The organism is Micromonospora sp. PLK6-60, assembly GCF_019890675.1.
Lineage (GTDB): Bacteria > Actinomycetota > Actinomycetes > Mycobacteriales > Micromonosporaceae > Micromonospora.
The window spans coordinates 619,843-636,978 of sequence record NZ_JAIOAA010000001.1; the positions used below are offsets into that span (position 1 = coordinate 619,843).

Sequence of the window (17,136 nt, forward strand, 5' to 3'; positions counted from 1 at the left end):
TCGGCGCGTGAGCGACGCGTCCTTTCCGGCAGCCGCCGTCCGGACGACTCTGCAGTGGAGCGACAGCATGCGTTTTCTTCCAGACGACGACCTGACCGTCGCGGTCGTCGGCTTCGGGTACGTCGGATCCTGTCTGGCGGCCACGCTGGCCGACCGGGGTGTCGACGTCGTGGGCGTCGACACCAACGCCGCACTGGTCGCCGAGCTGACCGCCGGACGCTGCCGGTTGCGTGAGGACGGCCTCGCCGAGCTGATCGCCAGCGGTCTCGACTCCGGGCGGCTGCGCATCACCACCGACTACGCCGCGATCAGCGCCGCGGACGTCGTGCTCGTGACGGTCGGCACGCCCGTGCTCGAGGACGGTTCACTCGCCGACGGCCAGCTCCGTGCCGCGTGCACGGAGCTGAGCGGGCACATCCGCCCGGGCCAGCTCTTCGTCTTCAAGAGCACGGTGCCGCCGGGCACCACCCGCACCATCGTCCAGCCGATCCTGGAACGCGCCGGGATGACCGGCTCGGTCGACTTCGGGTTGGCCTTCTCACCGGAGCGCCTCTCCGAGGGCGTCGCGCTGCGCGAGCTGAACACCTTCCCCATCGTGGTGGGCGGCCTCGACCCGGACAGCGTGGCCGCCACCGCCGAGTTCTGGCGCCGCACGCTGGGGGTGCGGGCCATCCCGCTCGGGTCGTTGGAGGCCGCGGAGATCGTCAAGCTCGCGGACAACTGGTGGATCGACCTCAACATCGCGCTCGCCAACGAACTCGCCAAGTTCTGCGCGGGGCACGACGTGGACGTGCTGGAGGTGATCGAGGCGGCCAACACCATCCCCAAGGGCTCCAGCACGATCAACATCCTGCTGCCCAGCGTGGGCGTCGGCGGCTCGTGCCTGACCAAGGACCCGTGGATGGTGTGGCGGTCGGCTCAGCAGCGCGGGCTGGACATCCAGACCGTGCCCACCGGCCGCGAGATCAACGCCGGGATGCCCGATTACACCGCCCAACTCGCCCTGTCGACCCTGGCCGAGCTCGGCAAGGATCCCGCCTCGACCACCATCGCCGTGCTCGGACTGGCGTTCAAGAACAACACCGGGGACCTTCGGGCCACCCCGACCCAGGGCGCGGTCGCGGCGTTCACCAAGGCGGGCGCCCGGGTCCGCATCTTCGACCCGCTCGTCGACCCCGCCGAGGCGGAGGAGATGTTCGGCCTGTCGCTGTCGCCGTCACTGGAGGAGGCCACCCGCGACGCCGACTGCCTCGCCGTGTTCGCGCTGCACAAGGAGTTCGAGGGCATCGACTTCGCGGCGCTCCCGGTGGGCGCCGACTGCCTGGTGCTCGACGGCCGGGCCTACTACTCGAAGGAGAAGATCGCGGTGCTGCGCGAGCTGGGTTACGTCTACCGCGGGATCGGGCGACAGGCATGAGCCGCGTCCTGGTCACCGGCGGCTGCGGGTTCCTCGGCAGCCACCTCGTCGAACGCCTCGTCGCCCGCGGCGACGACGTCACCGTCTTCGACACCGTGCCACCGCCGGCGGACCAGGCCACCGCCCGCGAACACGCCCGGTTCGTCGAGGGCGACATCCGCGACGGCGCCCGGGTCGCCGACGCCGCCGCCGGGCAGGACGTCATCTACCACATGGCCGCGGTGGTCGGCGTGGACCGCTACCTGTCCCGGCCGCTGGACGTCATCGACATCAACTTCTCCGGTACGCGCACGGTGCTGGACGCCGCCCTGCGCGCGGGCGCCCGGGTGGTGCACGCCAGCACCAGCGAGGTGTTCGGCAAGAACCCCGCCGTGCCGTGGCGGGAGAACGACGACCGGGTGCTCGGGCCCACCTCCACCGACCGGTGGACGTACTCGTCGAGCAAGGCCCTGATCGAGCACCTGGTGTTCGCCTACGCGCGGCAGCACGGGCTGGCCGCCGCCGTCGTCCGCTACTTCAACGTCTACGGGCCGCGCCAGCGCCCGGCGTTCCTGCTCAGCCGCTCGGTGCACCGGGCGCTCAACAACCGCCCCGTCACCGTCTACGACCAGGGCCGGCAGACCCGCTGCCCCACCTTCGTGGACGACGCCATCGAGGGCACCGTGCTCGCCGGAACCCACCCGGGGGCGGTCGGTGAGGTCTTCAACATCGGCAGCATGACCGAGACCACCGTGCGCGAGGTCGTCGACCTGGTCGCCAAGCTCGTCGGTGACGGGCCGGAGACCGTCGAGGTCGACACGGTGGTGGCGCTCGGCGCGCACTACGAGGACCTGGCCCGCCGCGTGCCGGACAGCACGAAGGCCCGTACGGTGCTCGGCTGGTCCTGCCGCACGGAGCTGGCCGACGGGCTGGCCCGGACGATTGAATGGGCCCGGGCCAATCCCTGGTGGCTCGCGCTGCCGGACAGCGGCGCGAGCTGACCGCCCGGACCGGAATCCGTCACGACGCCTGGAGCATGAGTGAGCGAGCCTGTTGCCGATACGGCTGCCCTGTTCGACGACGACTACCTCTACTTCTTCGAGGAGCGCCTGGAAGAGGTGAGCGACGCCGACACCGACCGGATCTGGAAGGTCCTGGATCTCGCGCCCGGGATGGAGGTGCTCGATCTGGGCTGCGGCCACGGACGCATCACCAACCGGCTCGCCGAGCGGGGCTGCCGGGTCACCGGCCTGGACCTGTCCACCACCTTCCTGAAGCGGGCCCGGGAGACGGCCGCCGCCCGGGGTGTGACGGTGGACTACCTGCACGAGGACATGCGGAACATGACCTGGAGCGGCCGGTTCGACCGGATAGTCAACTTCGGCAACGCCTTCGGCTTCTTCGACGACGCCGACGACCAGCGGGTGCTGGCCCGGGTGGCGCAGGCGTTGCGGCCCGGCGGCCGGTTCCTGCTGGAGACGATCAACTACCCCCGGTACCTGCGCGACTGGCAGCCGTCCTCGGTGGAGGAGCACCACGGGGACCTGGTGGCCGACGTGCACCGGCTGGACCCGCTGACCAACCGCAGCATCGCCACCCGGACCACCATCCGCGACGGCCGGATCCGCCGGGAACCGTCCTCGCACCGGCTGCACACGTACACCGAGCTGCGCGACTGGCTGCGCGGCGCCGGCTTCACCTCGATCGACGGCTTCGGTGAGGACGGCGCGCCGCTGACCGCCGAGCATCGCCGGGCGATGGTGGTGGCCGGGCGCTGAGCGCCGCCGGAACAACGCACGTCATGAGATGTGGCTGACGGAGCTGGTTGGTGACACTACAGCGGGCGGCGGCCGAACAAATCGGAACGGGCAGGAGTTGGACATGAGGATCCTCGTCACCGGTGGCGCTGGGTTCATCGGCTCGGAGTTCGCGCGGGCGACGCTGCGCGACGAACTGCCGGGGTCCGAGGGCGCACAGGTCACCGTGCTGGACAAGCTCACCTACTCCGGCAACCTGGCCAACCTGGCGCCGGTCGCCGACAACCCGAGATACCGGTTCGTGCACGGCGACATCGCCGACCCCGACCTGGTGGACGAGGTCGTCGCCGGGCACGACCTCATCGTGCACCTCGCCGCGGAGACGCACGTGGACCGTTCGATCCAGAGCGCCCGGGAGTTCGCGCACAGCAACGTGCTGGGCACGGTGACCCTGCTCGAGGCGGCGGTCCGGCACGGCGTCGGGCGGTTCCTGTGCGTCTCCTCCGACGAGGTGTACGGCTCCATCCCGGAGGGCTCCTGGGACGAGGACTGCCCGGTGGACCCCAACATGCCGTACGCCGCGGCGAAGGCCGGCTCGGACCTGATGGCGCTCAGCTTCCACCGCACCCACGGGCTGGACGTGGTGGTCACCCGGTGCACCAACAACTACGGGCCCTACCAGTTCCCGGAGAAGATCATTCCGCTCTTCGTGACCAGCCTGATGGAGGGCACGCCGCTGCCGCTGTACGGCGACGGCGAGAACCGGCGGGACTGGCTGCACGTGTCCGACCACTGTCGGGGCATCCAGCTCGCGATCACGGCGGGCAGCCCGGGCGAGATCTACCACATCGGCGGCGGCACCGAGCTCAGCAACATCGAGCTCACCGAGCGGCTGCTGGCCGCCTTCGACGCCGGCTGGGACCGGGTCGAGCGGGTGCCCGACCGTCCGGGGCACGACCGCCGATACTCGCTGGACATCACCAAGGCCCACAAGGAGCTCGGCTACGAGCCGCAGATCCCCTTCGACGAGGGGCTGGCCGAGACGATCCGCTGGTACCGGGAGAACCGCGACTGGTGGGAGCCGCTGCGCGAGCGGGCCGCCGGCTCGACCGCCGCCCGTCTGGCGGTGCCGCAGGGAAAGCGGTGACGCCCGGGAGCGGCGCCGCGCCGTAAGCACAAACCGTTGAGGGAGGCCCTACCATGCGAGTCCTGTTCGTCGTCTGGCCCGGACCGGCGCACCTGTATCCGGTGATCCCGCTCGCCTGGGCGTTGCAGAGCGCGGGACACGAGGTGCGGATCGGGTCCCATCACGCGATGACGGCGGCCATCACCACCCAGGGGCTGTCCGCGGTGGCACTGGGCGACGAGGCGGCGCCGGCCACCGGGCCGGGCAAGGAATACCCGGAGGCCGAGTGGGCGAAGCTGGAGCGCGCCACCGAGACGCTGGCCCTGGACCCGACGCAGAGCGACCCGTGGGAGATCTTCCGCCACTACCTCCTGCCGGGGGTGTGGGACTTCGCGCCGCCCGGCGCGACGCCGCAGGAGTCCCGACCCGGGGTCGACGACCTGGTGGCCTTCACCCGCCAGTGGCAGCCCGACCTGGTGGTCTGGGACCCCTGCTGGCCCGCCGCCGCGGTGGCGGCGGCAGCCTGCGGCGCGGCGCACGCCCGGCTGCTGTACTGCCAGGACTACTTCGCCTGGACCCTCGACCGCTACGCCGAACACCCGAGCCTGACCATCGACGACCACCCGCTGGCCGAGGCGGTCCGGCCGATCGCCGAGCGGTACGGCGTGCCGGTCGACACCGAGCTGCTCGTCGGCCAGTGGTCGCTCGACCTGCTGCCGACCGGCGCCGGCCTGCCCACCACGACCCGCCGGGTGCCGGTGCGGTGCGTGTTCACCCCCACCCAGACCGTCGTGCCGGAGTGGCTGTACGAACCGCCCCAGCGCCCCCGGGTGGCCCTCTCGCTGGGCCTGTCCCAGCGCGAGTTCATCGAGGGCGGCTGGGATTACATGCCCAGCATCATGGAGGCCGTGGCCGACCTGGACATCGAGGTGGTGGCCACCCTCAACGCGGTGCAGCTGGCCGACCTCGACGAGTTGCCCGCCAACGTCCGGGCGGTCGACTACCTGCCGCTCAACCAGCTGTTGCCCAGCTGCGCGGCGCTGATCCACCACGGCGGCACCGGCACCTTCGCCGCCGCGGCGAACTACCAGGTCCCCCAGCTCGTCACCGACCTGGTCGCGCCGGTCCCGATGAAGTACCCGGTGGCCACCGCCACCGCCGCGTACGTCGCCGCCCGCGGCGCCGGGCTCACCCTCGACATCGAGAGCTCGCCGGACACCATGCGCAAGCAGCTCGCCCTCGTCCTGGGCGAGCCGTCCTTCCAGCAGGGCGCGAAACGCATCTACGAGGACCTGCTCGCCATGCCCAGCCCCGCCGACCTGGTCCCGGTGGTCGAGCGCCTCGCCGCGCAGCACCGGACCCGCTGATCCGCTCGACGGAACCGACGGCCCAGCGTCCCGGCTGGGCCGTCGGGCGGTGCCGGATGGGCCACGGGTCGGCCGCCGTCGCGCGTGGCGCGGCGGCGCTGGCGGTCCCTCACGATGCCGGACGCACGGCCCCCGAGCTGCGGCAATCCAAGAGATGCGGCGGCTGTGCCCAGTTCAGAACCATGGTGGTGCCAGCACGGTGGCGCTCCGGCGGCGGACCGCTGATCCGGGGTTCGAGACTCGCTGGCCGACGTCCGCTGTCGCGTCGTCGACGCCGTTCGCGCGGCGCCGGCCAGGTTCCGACCCTACCCACGCCCATCAGGAGGAGCAATGGAGATCACGGAGTGCCGCATCTGCGGCAACAAGGAGCTGCCGTCGGTGCTGGACCTGGGTTCGCAGGCGATCACCTCGACATTCCCGCGCAGCCGCGACGAGGTGGTCCCCGCGGTTCCCCTCGAACTGGTCAAGTGCGCCGAGCCGGCCGGCTGCGGCCTGGTGCAGCTGCGGCACACCACCGACCCGGCGCTGATGTACGGCACCGGCTACGGCTACCGCTCCGGGATCGCCAAGTTCATGATCGACCACCTCGGCGGCAAGGTCGACCTGCTCCGCAAGCTGACCGGCGTGCGCTCGGGCGATCTGGTGGTGGACATCGGCAGCAACGACGCCACCCTGCTCAACGCCTACCCCGCCGACGGCCCGGAGGCCCCCGAGCTGGTCGGCATCGACCCCAGCGGGGAGAAGTTCCTCGAGTTCTACCCGCGGCACGCGCAGCTGATCCCCGAGCTGTTCTCCCGGCAGGCCTTCGCCGACCGGTACGGGACGCGCAAGGCGAAGGTGGTCACCTCGCTGGCGATGTTCTACGACCTGGACAGCCCGACGACCTTCATGCAGGACGTCCACGACATCCTCGCCGACGACGGCATCTGGATGATCGAGCAGAGCTACCTGCCGTCGATGCTGGAGACCACCGGCTACGACATCATCTGCCACGAGCACCTCGAGTACTACAGCCTGCGGCAGATCGAGTGGATGGCCGAGCGGGCCGGCCTGGTCGTGGTCAAGGCCGAGATCCTGCCGGTCTGGGGCGGCAGCCTCAACGTGATCCTGGCCAAGCGGTCCGCGCCGTATGAGGTGGACGAGGCGGGGCTGGCCCGCATCCGGGCGCGCGAGTCCGAGCTCCGGCTCGACACGATGGCCCCGTACCGGGAGTTCGCCGACCGGGTGGAGCGCTACCGCGACCAGCTCCGGGACTTCCTGGCCACCTCGCGCAAGGAGGGCAAGCTGACCCTGGGCTACGGCGCGTCGACCAAGGGGAACGTGATTCTGCAATATTGCGGGCTCACCGAGGAGGACCTGCCCTGCATCGGGGAGATGAACCCGGAGAAGCACGGCACCTTCACCCCCGGCACGGGCATCCCGATCGTCTCGCAGGAAGCGGCGAAGGCCCGCCGCCCCGACCAGCTCCTGGTGCTGCCGTGGATCCACCGGGACGGCTTCGTCGAGCGGGAGCGCGACTTCGTGGCCGGCGGTGGCCGGCTGGTCTTCCCGATGCCGGAGCTCAGCTTCGTGGAGTGACCCGACGTCGCCGGCGACCGTGCACCGCACGGTCGCCGGTCTCGTTGAGCCGTTGACGGAGCTGATCGAGGAGGTACGCCCGATGAACCTGCCGGACATCGTCTCGCGCGACGAATGGCGGGCCGCCCGCGAACGGCTGCTCGCCATGGAGAAGGACTTCACCCGGGCCCGCGACGCGTTGAACGCCGAACGGCGCCGGCTGCCGATGGTCCGCGTCGACAAGACGTACGAGTTCGCGGGGGCGGCCGGCCCGGCGAGCCTGCTCGACCTGTTCGACGGGCGCCGCCAGCTGATCACCTATCACTTCATGTTCGATCCGAGCTGGGACGCCGGCTGCCCGGGCTGCTCCCGGGTGACCGACAACATCGGGCATCTGGCGCACCTGCACGCGCGCGACACCTCCCTGGTGCTGGTGTCGCGCGCGCCGCTGGCCAAGCTGCTGGCCTACCAGGAGCGGATGGGCTGGACGGTGCCCTGGTACTCGTCGCACGGCAGCGACTTCAACCACGACTTCCACGTCACGCTGGACGAGTCGGTGGCCCCGGTGGAATACAACTTCCGGGACAAGGCGGAGCTGCTGCGGCTCGGCTTCGGCGTCTCGGGTGAGGCGCCCGGGGTGAGCGTGTTCCTGCGCGACGGCGAGGACGTCTTCCACACCTACTCGGCGTACGCCCGCGGCACCGACCTGCTCACCGGCACCTCCAACTACCTCGACCTGACCGCGTTGGGCCGGCAGGAGTTCTGGGAGGAGCCGGCCGGCCGCGCCGACTCGCCCGCCGGCGGCTGGTGGCGCCGGCACGACGAATACTGAGGTTCAGCGCTTGTCGAAGACCCAGCGGGTGGAGGTGGGCGACTGCGACGTGCTCAGGGAGAACGCCTTCGCCGGGATCACCTCGTACACGTCGTAGGGCGGATCGCCGGCCGTGGGCGCCCCGCCCGCGGACTGGAAGGCACCGTCCTGCACCTTCACCTCCCAGCCGTACTTGTCGGCGTAGGCCCGGGCGACGCCCTCCAGCCGGCCGGTGTCGCGGACCAGGACGGCCTCGCCCTCCACCACCACGTCCATGCCGTCGCCCTCGGTCGCGATCGACACCTGCGGGCGTTCGGCGATGTTGCGGGCCTTGCGGGTCTGACCTCCCGCGCTGAAGTGCAGCACGCCGTCGACCCAGACGGCGAGCACGGGCACCAGGTGCGGCCGCCCGTCCGGGCGGACCGTCGCGAGCCAGTAGGTGCTGCCGCCGGCCAGCCGCTCACCGCCCTGCTTCCACGACGTGGGTGCGGCATCGTCCTCGCTGATCGTCCGGGCGTCCACCGGCTTCGCGACTGTCATCTCGCTCATTCCCTCCATACGACTGGTTACACCCCGACTCTAGGGCAATACGGTCAGTCATGCCCGGCGTGCGGGCCGCCCAAGTGGCGAGGGTGGACGGACGGCCGGCCCGGTCAGCCCCGGGCCTCGACGAACTCGCGGACCGAGGCGGCCACGTAGTCCATCATCTCCTCGGTGAGTCCGGGGTACACCCCGACGTGGAATGTCTGCTCGACGATGATGTCGCTGTTGGTCAGCTCACCGACCACCCGGTACGGCTGGTCCGCGTACGCCGGATGCCGGGTCAGGTTGCCGGCGAACAGCCGCCGGGTGCCGATCTTCCGGTCCTCCAGGAACTCCACCAGCTCCCCGGAGGTGAACGGCGCGGCCGGGTCGACCGTGAGGATGAAGCCGTACCAGCTCGGCTCGCTGTCCGGCGTGGCCGCCGGCAGGATCAGGTGCGGCACCCCGGCCAGGCCGGCGCGCAGCCGGCGCCAGTTGCGCCGCCGGGCCGCGCAGAAGTCGTCCAGCTTGGCGAGCTGGGTCAGGCCCAGCGCGGCGTGCATGTCGGTCGACTTGAGGTTGTAGCCGAGGTGCGAGTAGACGTACTTGTGGTCGTAGCCCGGCGGCAGCGTGCCCATCGTCCACTCGAAACGCTTGAGGCAGGTGTTGCTCTCCCCGGGCAGGCACCAGCAGTCGCGGCCCCAGTCGCGCAGCGACTCGACGATCCGGCCGAGCGTCAGGTTGGAGGTCAGCACGCAGCCGCCCTCCCCCATGGTGATGTGGTGCGCCGGGTAGAAGCTGATCGTGGCGAGGTCGCCGAAGGTGCCCGTCGGCCGGCCCTGGTACGTCGATCCCAGGGCGTCGCAGTTGTCCTCGATGAGGAACAGTCCCCGCTCCTTGGCCAGCGCCGCGATCTCCGCCACCGGGAACGGGTTGCCCACGGTGTGCGCGAGGATGATCGCCCGGGTACGCGGCCCGATCGCCGCGGCCACCCGCTCGACGGTCGGGTTGTACGTGCCCAGCTCCACGTCCACGAAGACCGGCACCAGGCCGTTCTGCAGGATCGGGTTCACCGTGGTGGGGAACGACGCGGCCACCGTGACCACCTCGTCGCCCCGGCGCAGCCGGCGCTCGCCGAGCTGCGGCGAGGTCAGCGCGGTGACCGCGAGCAGGTTGGCCGAGGAGCCCGAGTTGGTCAGGTGCGCCTTGCGCACCCCGAGCCGCTTGGCGATCTTCGACTCGAAGGACCGGGCGCTGGGCCCCGCGGCGATGCGCATGTCCAGCGCCGCCTCCACCAGCGCCACCCGATCCTCCACGTCGAGGACCGCCCCGGTCGGCCAGATCTCGCTCTCGCCCGGTACGAACGCCGGATCGGTGCCGGTGTTCTCGTGGTACTTGCGGACCTCGTCCAGCAGCAACGCCTTCTGGTCAGTCATCCCCGCACTCCATTCCCTCGTCGCGGCATCGTCGCTCTGCGGCCGCCGCGGCCACGCCGTCCACCACGCGTCCCGCTCCGGGCGGGAGCACGTCGATCAGCCCGCGTCGCCCCGGCGGCGGGCGGTCAACCGTTCCAGGGCGCCGACGATCTCCGCCGGGCTCGGCGTGGCCAGGATGTCCTCGTGCAGCGCGGCGGCGCCGTCGGCGAACGACGGGTCCTCCAACACCCGCACGAGCTGCTTGCGCATCGCCTCGGCCGACGGGTGCCCGATGTCCAGCCGCAGGCCGGCGCCGCGTCGCACCACGTGCTGGGCGGTCGCCGTCGACTCGATGTGCTTGGCCGCCACCGAACCCTCGTTGTCGCCGACCACGGCGAGCCCCTGGTCCACGTCCGAGTCGGTGATGAGCTGCGGCACACCCAGCGCCGCGGCGGTGGCGTAGGTGCCCATCCCGCCGTGGTGCACCAGGGCGACGGAGGTGGGCAGCAGCTGGCTCAGCGGCAGGTAGTCGACCAGGCGGACGTTGTCCGGCACCCGGCCCACGTCTTCGAGCTGCGCGGCGTTGAGCGTGGCGACCACCTCGACGTCCAGGTCGGCGACCGCGTCCAGCAGGCTTGGCACGTGCCCCCAGCCGCCGCGCATGTAGGTGCGCTGGGACAGGCCGAGCGACACCGCGACCCGTGGGCGGCCCGGGTTCTCGTACAGCCAGGCCGGCGCGGGGGCCTGCGCCGCGAACGGCACCCAGCGCACCGCGACGGTGCGGGTGTGCGGGGTGGGCAGCCACACCCCGGCGGGCGTCGGGTTGACGGTCCACTGGCCGCGCAGCAGCTCGTCGTCGAGCGTCACCCGGTGCCGCTGCGCCACCGGGGCGACCGCCTCGACCAGCGGGTGCTCGCCCAGCGCCGCTCCGGCGCCGGCCTGCCGGGCGGCGAACTCGTCCAGGCTCCAGGTGAAGTAGTCCTGGCCCCACAGCAGCCGGGCCTGCGCGGCCCCGGCGGCGCGCGCCGCCACCGCCGCGCCCGGCCAGCACGGGTCCCAGAGGACCAGGTCGGGTTGCCAGTGCCGGGCGAAGTCGACGAGGTCGTCCACGCCGGGCCGCGGCTGCTCGGGCGACGCCCCGGCCGGGTGGAAGTCCCAGATGGCGGGCAGCATGAACTGGTAGAAGATGTCCCACGGGTCCCGCTGCGCCGGATCCAGCGCGAGCTGGCGGGTCAGCTCGTCCAGCCGCGCCCGCTCGGCGGGGTAGGGCTTACCGGGCCCCATCGGCGGCACCGCGGGATCACCCACCGCCACCGGGGCCAGTCCCGCCGCCACGATCGCTTCGGTGAGGACCGGGTGCGACGCGACGCACACCTCGTGTCCGGCGTTCTGCAGCGCCCAGGCGAGCGGCACGACCGGATACAGGTGTGCCGGCGCGGGCCACACGGTGAACACGACGCGCATCTGTTGCCTCCTCGCCGAGAAAGTCCGATTTCGTCTCATGGAAATCGTTGACCGGCCGGCACCGGGGGCGCACCTCACGGATTGCGCACACCGCCGGACGGATTGCGCATACCGCCGGCGGGCGCGCGGCCGTCGGCCTCGGGCACCAGCCCGGAAGCCGGGGCGGGGCGCAGCCGGCGCAGCGCGACGAGGTGCAGCGCGAACATGGTGGGCGCGCCGGCCAGCGCGAGCGTCACCAGCGGCAGGAGTCCCATGGCCACGGTGGTGTCGTCGCCGAACAGCTTGACCGCCGGCGCGGCGAGCGCGCCGAGCGGCACCGTCACCAGGATGTCGGCCAGGCCCAGCCGGTGGAACCACACCGCCGTCGTCCGCCGCCGTGGGTCATGGGCCAGCCGCCAGGCGACCAGCGGCGCGGCCACGCCCACCGCCAGGTCGCCCAGCCCCGCCGGGATCGCGAACACCGGGGGCAGCCGGTCCGCCGCCAGGGCCAGCAGGAACGCCAGCCCGGCCAGCCCGCGGGCCACCTGCACGGCGGTCAGCCACACCGCGGCCCGGGGGTGGGCGAGCGCCGCCACCACCGCCGGCCGCCGGGCGAAGAGCAGACACACCACGATCCAGCCGAGCATGGCCGGGACCACCCACGGCACGGCGCCCGGCCGGGACAGGAACACCTCGCGCCCGCCGAGCACCAGGACCAGCACCCACCAACCGGTGTACGCCGCCCCGGCGACCGCCGCGAGGCGCAGCGCCCCCGCACGGCCGGCGCCGGCGGCGTCCGCTCCCCGATAGAGGTTCGCGCACACGCCGACGACGACCACGCCGATCGCGACGATGCTGACCACCCAGATGTGCACCGGCATCCCGTCCATCGAAACTCCTCGGTGTCGTCGGCGTTTCAGGCTAAGTCCGCCGCGTCCGGCGCCGGAAGGGCGACTGCGCTCATCGGACGACACTGCGCACTCAGGAAGAATCGGGCGACCGACGCCCGTCGATAGACTTCGGCATCAGCCGCGTCCGCGTTCCGCGTGGTGGCGCGGGACGACGACCGGAGGTGAGCGACATGACGACAGAGCGCACCCCGACCATCGCCCGGATGTACGACTACTACCTCGGTGGAACCGAGAACCTCGACGTGGACCGGGAGGCCGCCGACCAGGTCATCGCCGCGGTGCCGGACGTGGTGGCGGGCATCCGCCAGAACCGGGCCTTCCTGGGGAGGGCGGTGCGGTTCCTCGCCGCCGAGGCGGGCATCCGGCAGTTCATCGACATCGGCGCCGGCCTGCCGACCCAGGGCAACGTGCACGAGATCGCGCACGGCGTGGACCCGGCCGCCCGGGTGGTCTATGTGGACTTCGATCCGGAGGTCGTCGCGCACGCGGGCGCGCTGCTCGCCCGCGAACCGAACGCGGTGGCCATCGAGGGCGACGTACGCCGGCCGGAGGAGTTGCTGGCGCACCCGCGGCTGCGGGAACTGGTCGACCTGGACCGTCCACTGGCGATCCTGATGATCGCGGTGGTGCACTTCATCCCGGACGCCGAGGATCCCGCCGGGGTGGTCGGCCGGTACCGGGACGCGCTGCCCGGCGGCAGCTACCTGGCCCTCACCCACGCGACCGCCGACGGCATCCCGGCCGACGCCGCGTCCGACGCGATGGACGTCTACCGCTCGGGCGTGACGCCGCTGTATCTGCGCCGGCGGGAGCGGGTCGCCGCCCAGCTCGCGGGGCTGACGCTGGTCGAGCCGGGGCTGGTGAACGTCGCGGAGTGGCGCCCGGACGCCAGCAAGCCCGACGACCCGAAGCTGATGTTCTACGGCGCTGTCGGTCGCCGCTGATTCCACCCGGTCGTAGGGTTCTCGCTGTGCCAGCTCACCGAATGCCCGCAGCGGAGATTCCGGTCTCTGTCGAACTGGTGCGCCGTCTGCTCGATCAGCAGCACCCCGATCTGGCGGATCTGCCGGTCGAGGTCCTGGCCAACGGCTGGGACAACCTTGTGTGTCGGCTTGGTGAGGAGTTCCTGGTCCGGTTGCCGCGGCGCGGCCAGGCCGCCGAACTCGTCGCGCATGAGCAGCGGTGGTTGCCGGAGTTGGCCGGCCGCCTGCCGTTGCCGGTGCCAGCGCCGGTGCGTGTCGGGCGGCCGACGACCGAGTACCCGTGGTCATGGAGTGTCGTGCCGTTTTTCCCGGGCCGGATCGCGGCGCGGTCGACGCCCCACGATCTCTGTTCGGCCGCGGCGACGCTCGGTGGCTTCTTGGGCGCGCTGCATGCCCCAGCTCCTTCGGAGGCGCCGGTCAACCCGTTCCGGGGGATTCACCTGGCCGGGCGGGCCGAGGGAGTCCTGACCGGGCTGGCACACGTCGATCCGGCTGACCGTGCCGCCGCACTGCGGATCTGGGAGGCGGCCGCCGCCTCACCTGCTTGGGACGGTCCGCCGCTGTGGCTGCACGGGGATCTGCACCCGGCCAACATCCTGGTCGACCGCGGCCGGATCAGCGCCGTGATCGACTTCGGTGACATCACCTCGGGCGATCCCGCCACCGACCTGTCCGTGGCCTGGATGCTGTTCACGGCGGAGCAGCGTGCTGCGCTTCGCCAGACGTATGGTCGCGCGGACGACGCGACCTGGGAGCGGTCGCGTGGGTGGGCGCTTGCCCTGTCCCTGGTCTTCCTGACGCACTCGGCGGACAACCCGCTGATGCGCGGCATCGGCGAGCGCACCTTCCGTGCGGTGCTGGATTAGCCGCTCGGGGTGGTTCACCGTAGGGCTACCTCATTTGTTGGTTAGGTAGGGACCCCGCTATTCGGCGACGAAGACGCCCACGCCTGGCAGAGTCTCGGTCATCCCCTTGATCCGCAACACCTGCATGGCGCGGTCGATCACGGGCTCCGTGACGCCGTAGTGCTCGATCAGCTCCCGTCGACTGGGCAGCTTGGAGCCCGGCGGGAACTCGCCGGTCGCGATGCGTTCGGCGAGGTCGTCGGCGATCTGCTCGTAGCGGTAACGCGGTGGCACGGTGTTCCCCTCGGTTGGCAACACGAGTAGACCACCTACGGTTTGCCGGTGCGGCGCCACCCTGCCGTGCCGAAGCCGTCACCGCATCCCGATCAACCGCGGCCACTGGCCCAGCCAGGACGGCTCACGATGACCACGCACCACCCGGTCACACCGGCCTGGACCTGCGGCGGCTGCGCGGGGCAGTGGCCCTGCCCCACCCGGCGGCGCGAGCTACGAGCCGAGTACCACCACGCCCCCGTGTCACTGGCCCTCTACCTGGCCGCCCAACTCGTCGACGCCACCCGGGACCTCGCCCACGTCCCCGCCGGCCACCTACACCACCGCTTCCTCGGCTGGACCCGATGAGCATCCTGCGACGCGGCGACGAGAAATACCACTACAGCGACGGCTCCCACAAGTGGATCCCACCCGACCCCGACTACGACCAGGAAATCTGGAACGAGCAGGTCCGGCAGCACAAGGAAGGCCACCTCAGGAACGAGCGCCCCAAGGTCCGCATCCAGCGCCTCATCTGATGCCAGCAGTACAGCAGCGAAGTGCAGCAACCGTGCCAGGCCGAGAAGCGCCTCGGCAGGCCGTCTGACCACGCATCACGCCGGAACCGACCGCCTTGCCGAGAGTCCACACAGAAGAGGTCACTCGACGAACGTGCCATCCGGCCTCATGATCTCGACGCGCACCAGCGGCGCGAAAGCAGACCAGCCCCCGTCATCCACGGCCACCACCATGCGGACCCGATCGTCGCCGTCGTCGATGGCGTAGCTGACCACGGTGTGCCGCTTGCCGTCCTCGCCCACGACCAGGCGCATGTCCTTGTCGTCGAGCATCTCGCGCCACTCCTCGTAGCTGTCGCGCCGCCATTCCACCAGGCGTGCCTCGGCGAGTTGCGCTGCGATCTCCTTATCCAGTCCCACGCGTCCACCCTCCCATCCGCTCGGCGTCGACCGTGCGGGACGGTCGGCCGCCAGGATGCGGCATCCGGCCCTATCCGCGCAGACGATGGGGCCGATCTGCCGCATCCTGCGGCATCGCGTCGGGCGGCGGCGCCGCGGCATCGCGTACGGCGCGCCGCGCCGGCGGTCAGCCCCTCGCGGCCTGCGGGGCGCGCTCGTCGGTCTCGGCGGCGGCGTCCGCCGCATCGGCGGCCTCCGCCGCGCCGGTGGGACGTACGTCGCGCAGCAGCAGCGCGGCCACCACGCCCAGCACCGCGACGATCCCGGCGGCCACCCAGGCGGCGGCGCCGAACCCGGCCATGAACGCGTCCCGGGCCGGGGCCAGCACCGAGGCGGCCACGTCGGCGGGCAGTCGCGCGGCCGCGTCCACCGCGCCCAGCAGCGAGTCGCGGGCCGGTTCCGTCGCCTCCGCCGGGAGGTCGACGCCGTCCATCCGGCCGCGGTAGACCGCCGTGCCGACGCTGCCCAGCACCGCGATGCCGAGTGCCACGCTCAGCTCGGTGCTGGTCTCCGACAGCGCCGACGCCGAGCCGGCCCGCTCCGCCGGCGCGGCTCCGACCACCAGGTCGGTGCCGAGCACCATCGCGGGGGCGAAGCCGAACCAGGTGATGACCAGGCCGGTGACCGCGAGCGCGAGGCCGCCGTCGGCGTGGACCTGGGTGAGCAGTACGTAGCCGACGGCGGAGATGCCCAGCCCGGCGCCAACCACCAGGCCGGGCCGGATCTTCTGGGCGAGCACCGGCGCCAGCATCGAGCCGACGATCATCGCGCCGGTGTGCGGCAGCAGCCACAACCCGGCCCGCAGCGGGGAGCGTTCCTCGACGAGTTGCAGGTACTGCGTCGCGAACAGCATGATCCCGCCGACCGTCATGGAGGCGAACAGCAGCACTCCCAGGACGGCGCTGAACTCGCGGGCCCGGAACAGCCGCAGGTCCACCAGCGGGTCGGCGAGCCGCCGCTGGCGACGTACGAACAGCGTGCCGGCGGCGAGGCCGACCAGCGCGGCGAGGAGCACCGGCAGGCCCAAGCCGTGCGCGGTGACGTGCTTGAGGCCGTACACGATCGGCAGGATCGTGGCGAGCGAGAGCAGCACGCTGAGCGGGTCCAGCCGGGCGGCCCGTTCGGCGCGGTACTCCGGCAGCAGCAGCGGCCCGGCGATCAGCAGCACCGCCATCACCGGCACGCCGAGCAGGAACACCGCGCCCCACCAGAACAGCTCCAGCAGCAGTCCGCCGACCACCGGCCCGATCGCCGTACCCACCATGAAGCAGGTCATCCAGACGGCGATCGCCATGCTGCGCTGCCGGGCGTCGGCGAACATGGTGCGGATCAGCGAGAGCGTGGACGGCATCAGGGTGGCCCCGGCGACGCCGAGCAGCGCCCGGGTGGCGATCAGCATCTCCGGGGAGGTGGACCAGGCGGCGGCGACGGAGGCGAGGCCGAACGCGGCGGCGCCGATCAGCAGCAGCCGGCGCCGCCCGATCCGATCGCCCAGGGTGCCCATCGTGATCAGGAACCCGGCGATCATGAAGCCGTAGATGTCCATGATCCAGAGCAGTTGGGTGCTGTCCGGTTCCAGGTCCGCGGCGAGGTGCGGCAGCGCCAGGTACAGCACGCTCAAATCCAGCGCCAGCAGCAGCGTCGGCAGCGCCAGGACGGCCAGCCCGATCCACTCCCGACGTCCGGCGCGGGGTGTGCTTGTCGTGGTCATGGCATCCCTTCCGAGGTTGGCGGGGCGGCACCGCACCCCCGA

General features: G+C 71.8%; 18 protein-coding genes. 11 read left to right on the forward strand and 7 right to left on the reverse strand.

All coding sequences use genetic code 11. From position 1 onward, the window contains the following. The first annotated feature begins 67 nt into the window (after positions 1-67). The 7 genes from K7640_RS02575 (at position 68) to K7640_RS02605 (ending at position 8,035) form a co-directional block, all read left to right on the forward strand. On the forward strand, positions 68-1,417 hold the full coding sequence (locus K7640_RS02575) for a nucleotide sugar dehydrogenase (RefSeq protein ID WP_222953011.1): 1,350 nt from the start codon (positions 68-70) through the stop codon (positions 1,415-1,417). Continuing rightward, complete coding sequence (locus K7640_RS02580) at positions 1,414-2,397, forward strand: NAD(P)-dependent oxidoreductase (protein WP_222953012.1); 984 nt, start codon at positions 1,414-1,416, stop codon at positions 2,395-2,397. The genes K7640_RS02575 and K7640_RS02580 overlap by 4 nt, the downstream gene beginning before the upstream one ends. A 39-nt stretch (positions 2,398-2,436) precedes the next feature. Further along, a complete protein-coding gene (locus K7640_RS02585) occupies positions 2,437-3,174 on the forward strand; it encodes a cyclopropane-fatty-acyl-phospholipid synthase family protein (RefSeq protein ID WP_222953013.1) in 738 nt (245 codons plus the stop codon). A gap of 103 nt (positions 3,175-3,277) precedes the next feature. After that, on the forward strand, positions 3,278-4,300 hold the full coding sequence (gene rfbB, locus K7640_RS02590) for a dTDP-glucose 4,6-dehydratase (protein WP_222953014.1): 1,023 nt from the start codon (positions 3,278-3,280) through the stop codon (positions 4,298-4,300). A gap of 53 nt (positions 4,301-4,353) precedes the next feature. Further along, positions 4,354-5,646, forward strand: a complete 1,293-nt coding sequence (locus tag K7640_RS02595) for a nucleotide disphospho-sugar-binding domain-containing protein (RefSeq protein ID WP_222953015.1) — start codon at positions 4,354-4,356, stop codon at positions 5,644-5,646. Positions 5,647-5,976: 330 nt separating this feature from the next. After that, positions 5,977-7,224 carry a class I SAM-dependent methyltransferase gene (locus K7640_RS02600; protein WP_222953016.1) on the forward strand — a complete coding sequence of 416 codons (1,248 nt, stop codon included), beginning with the start codon at positions 5,977-5,979 and terminating at the stop codon, positions 7,222-7,224. 82 nt (positions 7,225-7,306) lie between these two features. After that, positions 7,307-8,035 (forward strand): DUF899 domain-containing protein, encoded by a 729-nt coding sequence (locus tag K7640_RS02605; protein WP_222953135.1) that lies wholly within the window; start codon positions 7,307-7,309, stop codon positions 8,033-8,035. A gap of 3 nt (positions 8,036-8,038) precedes the next feature. Here the strand turns inward: K7640_RS02605 and K7640_RS02610 are convergent, their stop codons facing one another. The 4 genes from K7640_RS02610 to K7640_RS02625 form a co-directional block, all read right to left on the reverse strand. Further along, on the reverse strand, positions 8,039-8,563 hold the full coding sequence (locus K7640_RS02610; protein WP_222953017.1) for a pyridoxamine 5'-phosphate oxidase family protein: 525 nt from the start codon (positions 8,561-8,563) through the stop codon (positions 8,039-8,041). Positions 8,564-8,667: 104 nt separating this feature from the next. Then, on the reverse strand, positions 8,668-9,972 hold the full coding sequence (rfbH, locus tag K7640_RS02615) for a lipopolysaccharide biosynthesis protein RfbH (RefSeq protein WP_222953018.1): 1,305 nt from the start codon (positions 9,970-9,972) through the stop codon (positions 8,668-8,670). 96 nt (positions 9,973-10,068) lie between these two features. Then, positions 10,069-11,415 (reverse strand): nucleotide disphospho-sugar-binding domain-containing protein, encoded by a 1,347-nt coding sequence (locus K7640_RS02620; protein WP_222953019.1) that lies wholly within the window; start codon positions 11,413-11,415, stop codon positions 10,069-10,071. Positions 11,416-11,489: 74 nt separating this feature from the next. Then, entirely contained in the window at positions 11,490-12,284 is a 795-nt protein-coding gene (locus tag K7640_RS02625) for a hypothetical protein (protein WP_222953020.1), read from the reverse strand. A gap of 191 nt (positions 12,285-12,475) precedes the next feature. Here K7640_RS02625 and K7640_RS02630 point away from each other — a divergent pair, with 191 nt between their 5' ends. Together K7640_RS02630 and K7640_RS02635 are read left to right on the forward strand one after the other, a co-directional pair. Beyond that, positions 12,476-13,249 carry an SAM-dependent methyltransferase gene (locus K7640_RS02630; protein ID WP_222953021.1) on the forward strand — a complete coding sequence of 258 codons (774 nt, stop codon included), beginning with the start codon at positions 12,476-12,478 and terminating at the stop codon, positions 13,247-13,249. A gap of 41 nt (positions 13,250-13,290) precedes the next feature. Beyond that, positions 13,291-14,154 (forward strand): aminoglycoside phosphotransferase family protein, encoded by an 864-nt coding sequence (locus tag K7640_RS02635; RefSeq protein WP_255607760.1) that lies wholly within the window; start codon positions 13,291-13,293, stop codon positions 14,152-14,154. 57 nt (positions 14,155-14,211) lie between these two features. Here K7640_RS02635 and K7640_RS02640 read toward each other — a convergent pair whose 3' ends face one another. Then, entirely contained in the window at positions 14,212-14,451 is a 240-nt protein-coding gene (locus K7640_RS02640) for a GntR family transcriptional regulator (RefSeq protein WP_067313483.1), read from the reverse strand. A 105-nt stretch (positions 14,452-14,556) separates the two neighbouring features. Between K7640_RS02640 and K7640_RS02645 the strand changes: the two genes are divergently transcribed. Together K7640_RS02645 and K7640_RS02650 are read left to right on the forward strand one after the other, a co-directional pair. Further along, positions 14,557-14,775 (forward strand): flavin reductase, encoded by a 219-nt coding sequence (locus tag K7640_RS02645; RefSeq protein ID WP_222953023.1) that lies wholly within the window; start codon positions 14,557-14,559, stop codon positions 14,773-14,775. Continuing rightward, positions 14,772-14,945 carry a hypothetical protein gene (locus K7640_RS02650; protein ID WP_222953024.1) on the forward strand — a complete coding sequence of 58 codons (174 nt, stop codon included), beginning with the start codon at positions 14,772-14,774 and terminating at the stop codon, positions 14,943-14,945. The genes K7640_RS02645 and K7640_RS02650 overlap by 4 nt, the downstream gene beginning before the upstream one ends. Positions 14,946-15,065: 120 nt before the next feature. On the opposite strand, the gene K7640_RS02655 is transcribed toward K7640_RS02650, so the two are convergent. Then, positions 15,066-15,344, reverse strand: a complete 279-nt coding sequence (locus K7640_RS02655; RefSeq protein WP_308042423.1) for a hypothetical protein — start codon at positions 15,342-15,344, stop codon at positions 15,066-15,068. A 166-nt stretch (positions 15,345-15,510) separates the two neighbouring features. After that, positions 15,511-17,094, reverse strand: coding sequence for an MFS transporter (locus K7640_RS02660; RefSeq protein WP_222953025.1), 1,584 nt, complete (start codon positions 17,092-17,094; stop codon positions 15,511-15,513). Positions 17,095-17,136: the final 42 nt, after the last annotated feature.

What these genes read in the sequence shown, in the direction of transcription:
- rfbH (WP_222953018.1), bottom strand. Translation starts at nt 9,972, where the DNA reads ATGACTGACCAGAAGGCGTTGCTGCTGGACGAGGTCCGCAAGTACCAC.
- K7640_RS02625 (WP_222953020.1), bottom strand. Translation starts at nt 12,284, where the DNA reads ATGGACGGGATGCCGGTGCACATCTGGGTGGTCAGCATCGTCGCGATC.
- K7640_RS02605 (WP_222953135.1), top strand. Translation starts at nt 7,307, where the DNA reads ATGAACCTGCCGGACATCGTCTCGCGCGACGAATGGCGGGCCGCCCGC.
- K7640_RS02630 (WP_222953021.1), top strand. Translation starts at nt 12,476, where the DNA reads ATGACGACAGAGCGCACCCCGACCATCGCCCGGATGTACGACTACTAC.
- K7640_RS02580 (WP_222953012.1), top strand. Translation starts at nt 1,414, where the DNA reads ATGAGCCGCGTCCTGGTCACCGGCGGCTGCGGGTTCCTCGGCAGCCAC.
- K7640_RS02660 (WP_222953025.1), bottom strand. Translation starts at nt 17,094, where the DNA reads ATGACCACGACAAGCACACCCCGCGCCGGACGTCGGGAGTGGATCGGG.
- K7640_RS02645 (WP_222953023.1), top strand. Translation starts at nt 14,557, where the DNA reads ATGACCACGCACCACCCGGTCACACCGGCCTGGACCTGCGGCGGCTGC.
- rfbB (WP_222953014.1), top strand. Translation starts at nt 3,278, where the DNA reads ATGAGGATCCTCGTCACCGGTGGCGCTGGGTTCATCGGCTCGGAGTTC.
- K7640_RS02575 (WP_222953011.1), top strand. Translation starts at nt 68, where the DNA reads ATGCGTTTTCTTCCAGACGACGACCTGACCGTCGCGGTCGTCGGCTTC.
- K7640_RS02650 (WP_222953024.1), top strand. Translation starts at nt 14,772, where the DNA reads ATGAGCATCCTGCGACGCGGCGACGAGAAATACCACTACAGCGACGGC.
- K7640_RS02620 (WP_222953019.1), bottom strand. Translation starts at nt 11,415, where the DNA reads ATGCGCGTCGTGTTCACCGTGTGGCCCGCGCCGGCACACCTGTATCCG.
- K7640_RS02595 (WP_222953015.1), top strand. Translation starts at nt 4,354, where the DNA reads ATGCGAGTCCTGTTCGTCGTCTGGCCCGGACCGGCGCACCTGTATCCG.
- K7640_RS02610 (WP_222953017.1), bottom strand. Translation starts at nt 8,563, where the DNA reads ATGAGCGAGATGACAGTCGCGAAGCCGGTGGACGCCCGGACGATCAGC.
- K7640_RS02600 (WP_222953016.1), top strand. Translation starts at nt 5,977, where the DNA reads ATGGAGATCACGGAGTGCCGCATCTGCGGCAACAAGGAGCTGCCGTCG.
- K7640_RS02635 (WP_255607760.1), top strand. Translation starts at nt 13,291, where the DNA reads ATGCCCGCAGCGGAGATTCCGGTCTCTGTCGAACTGGTGCGCCGTCTG.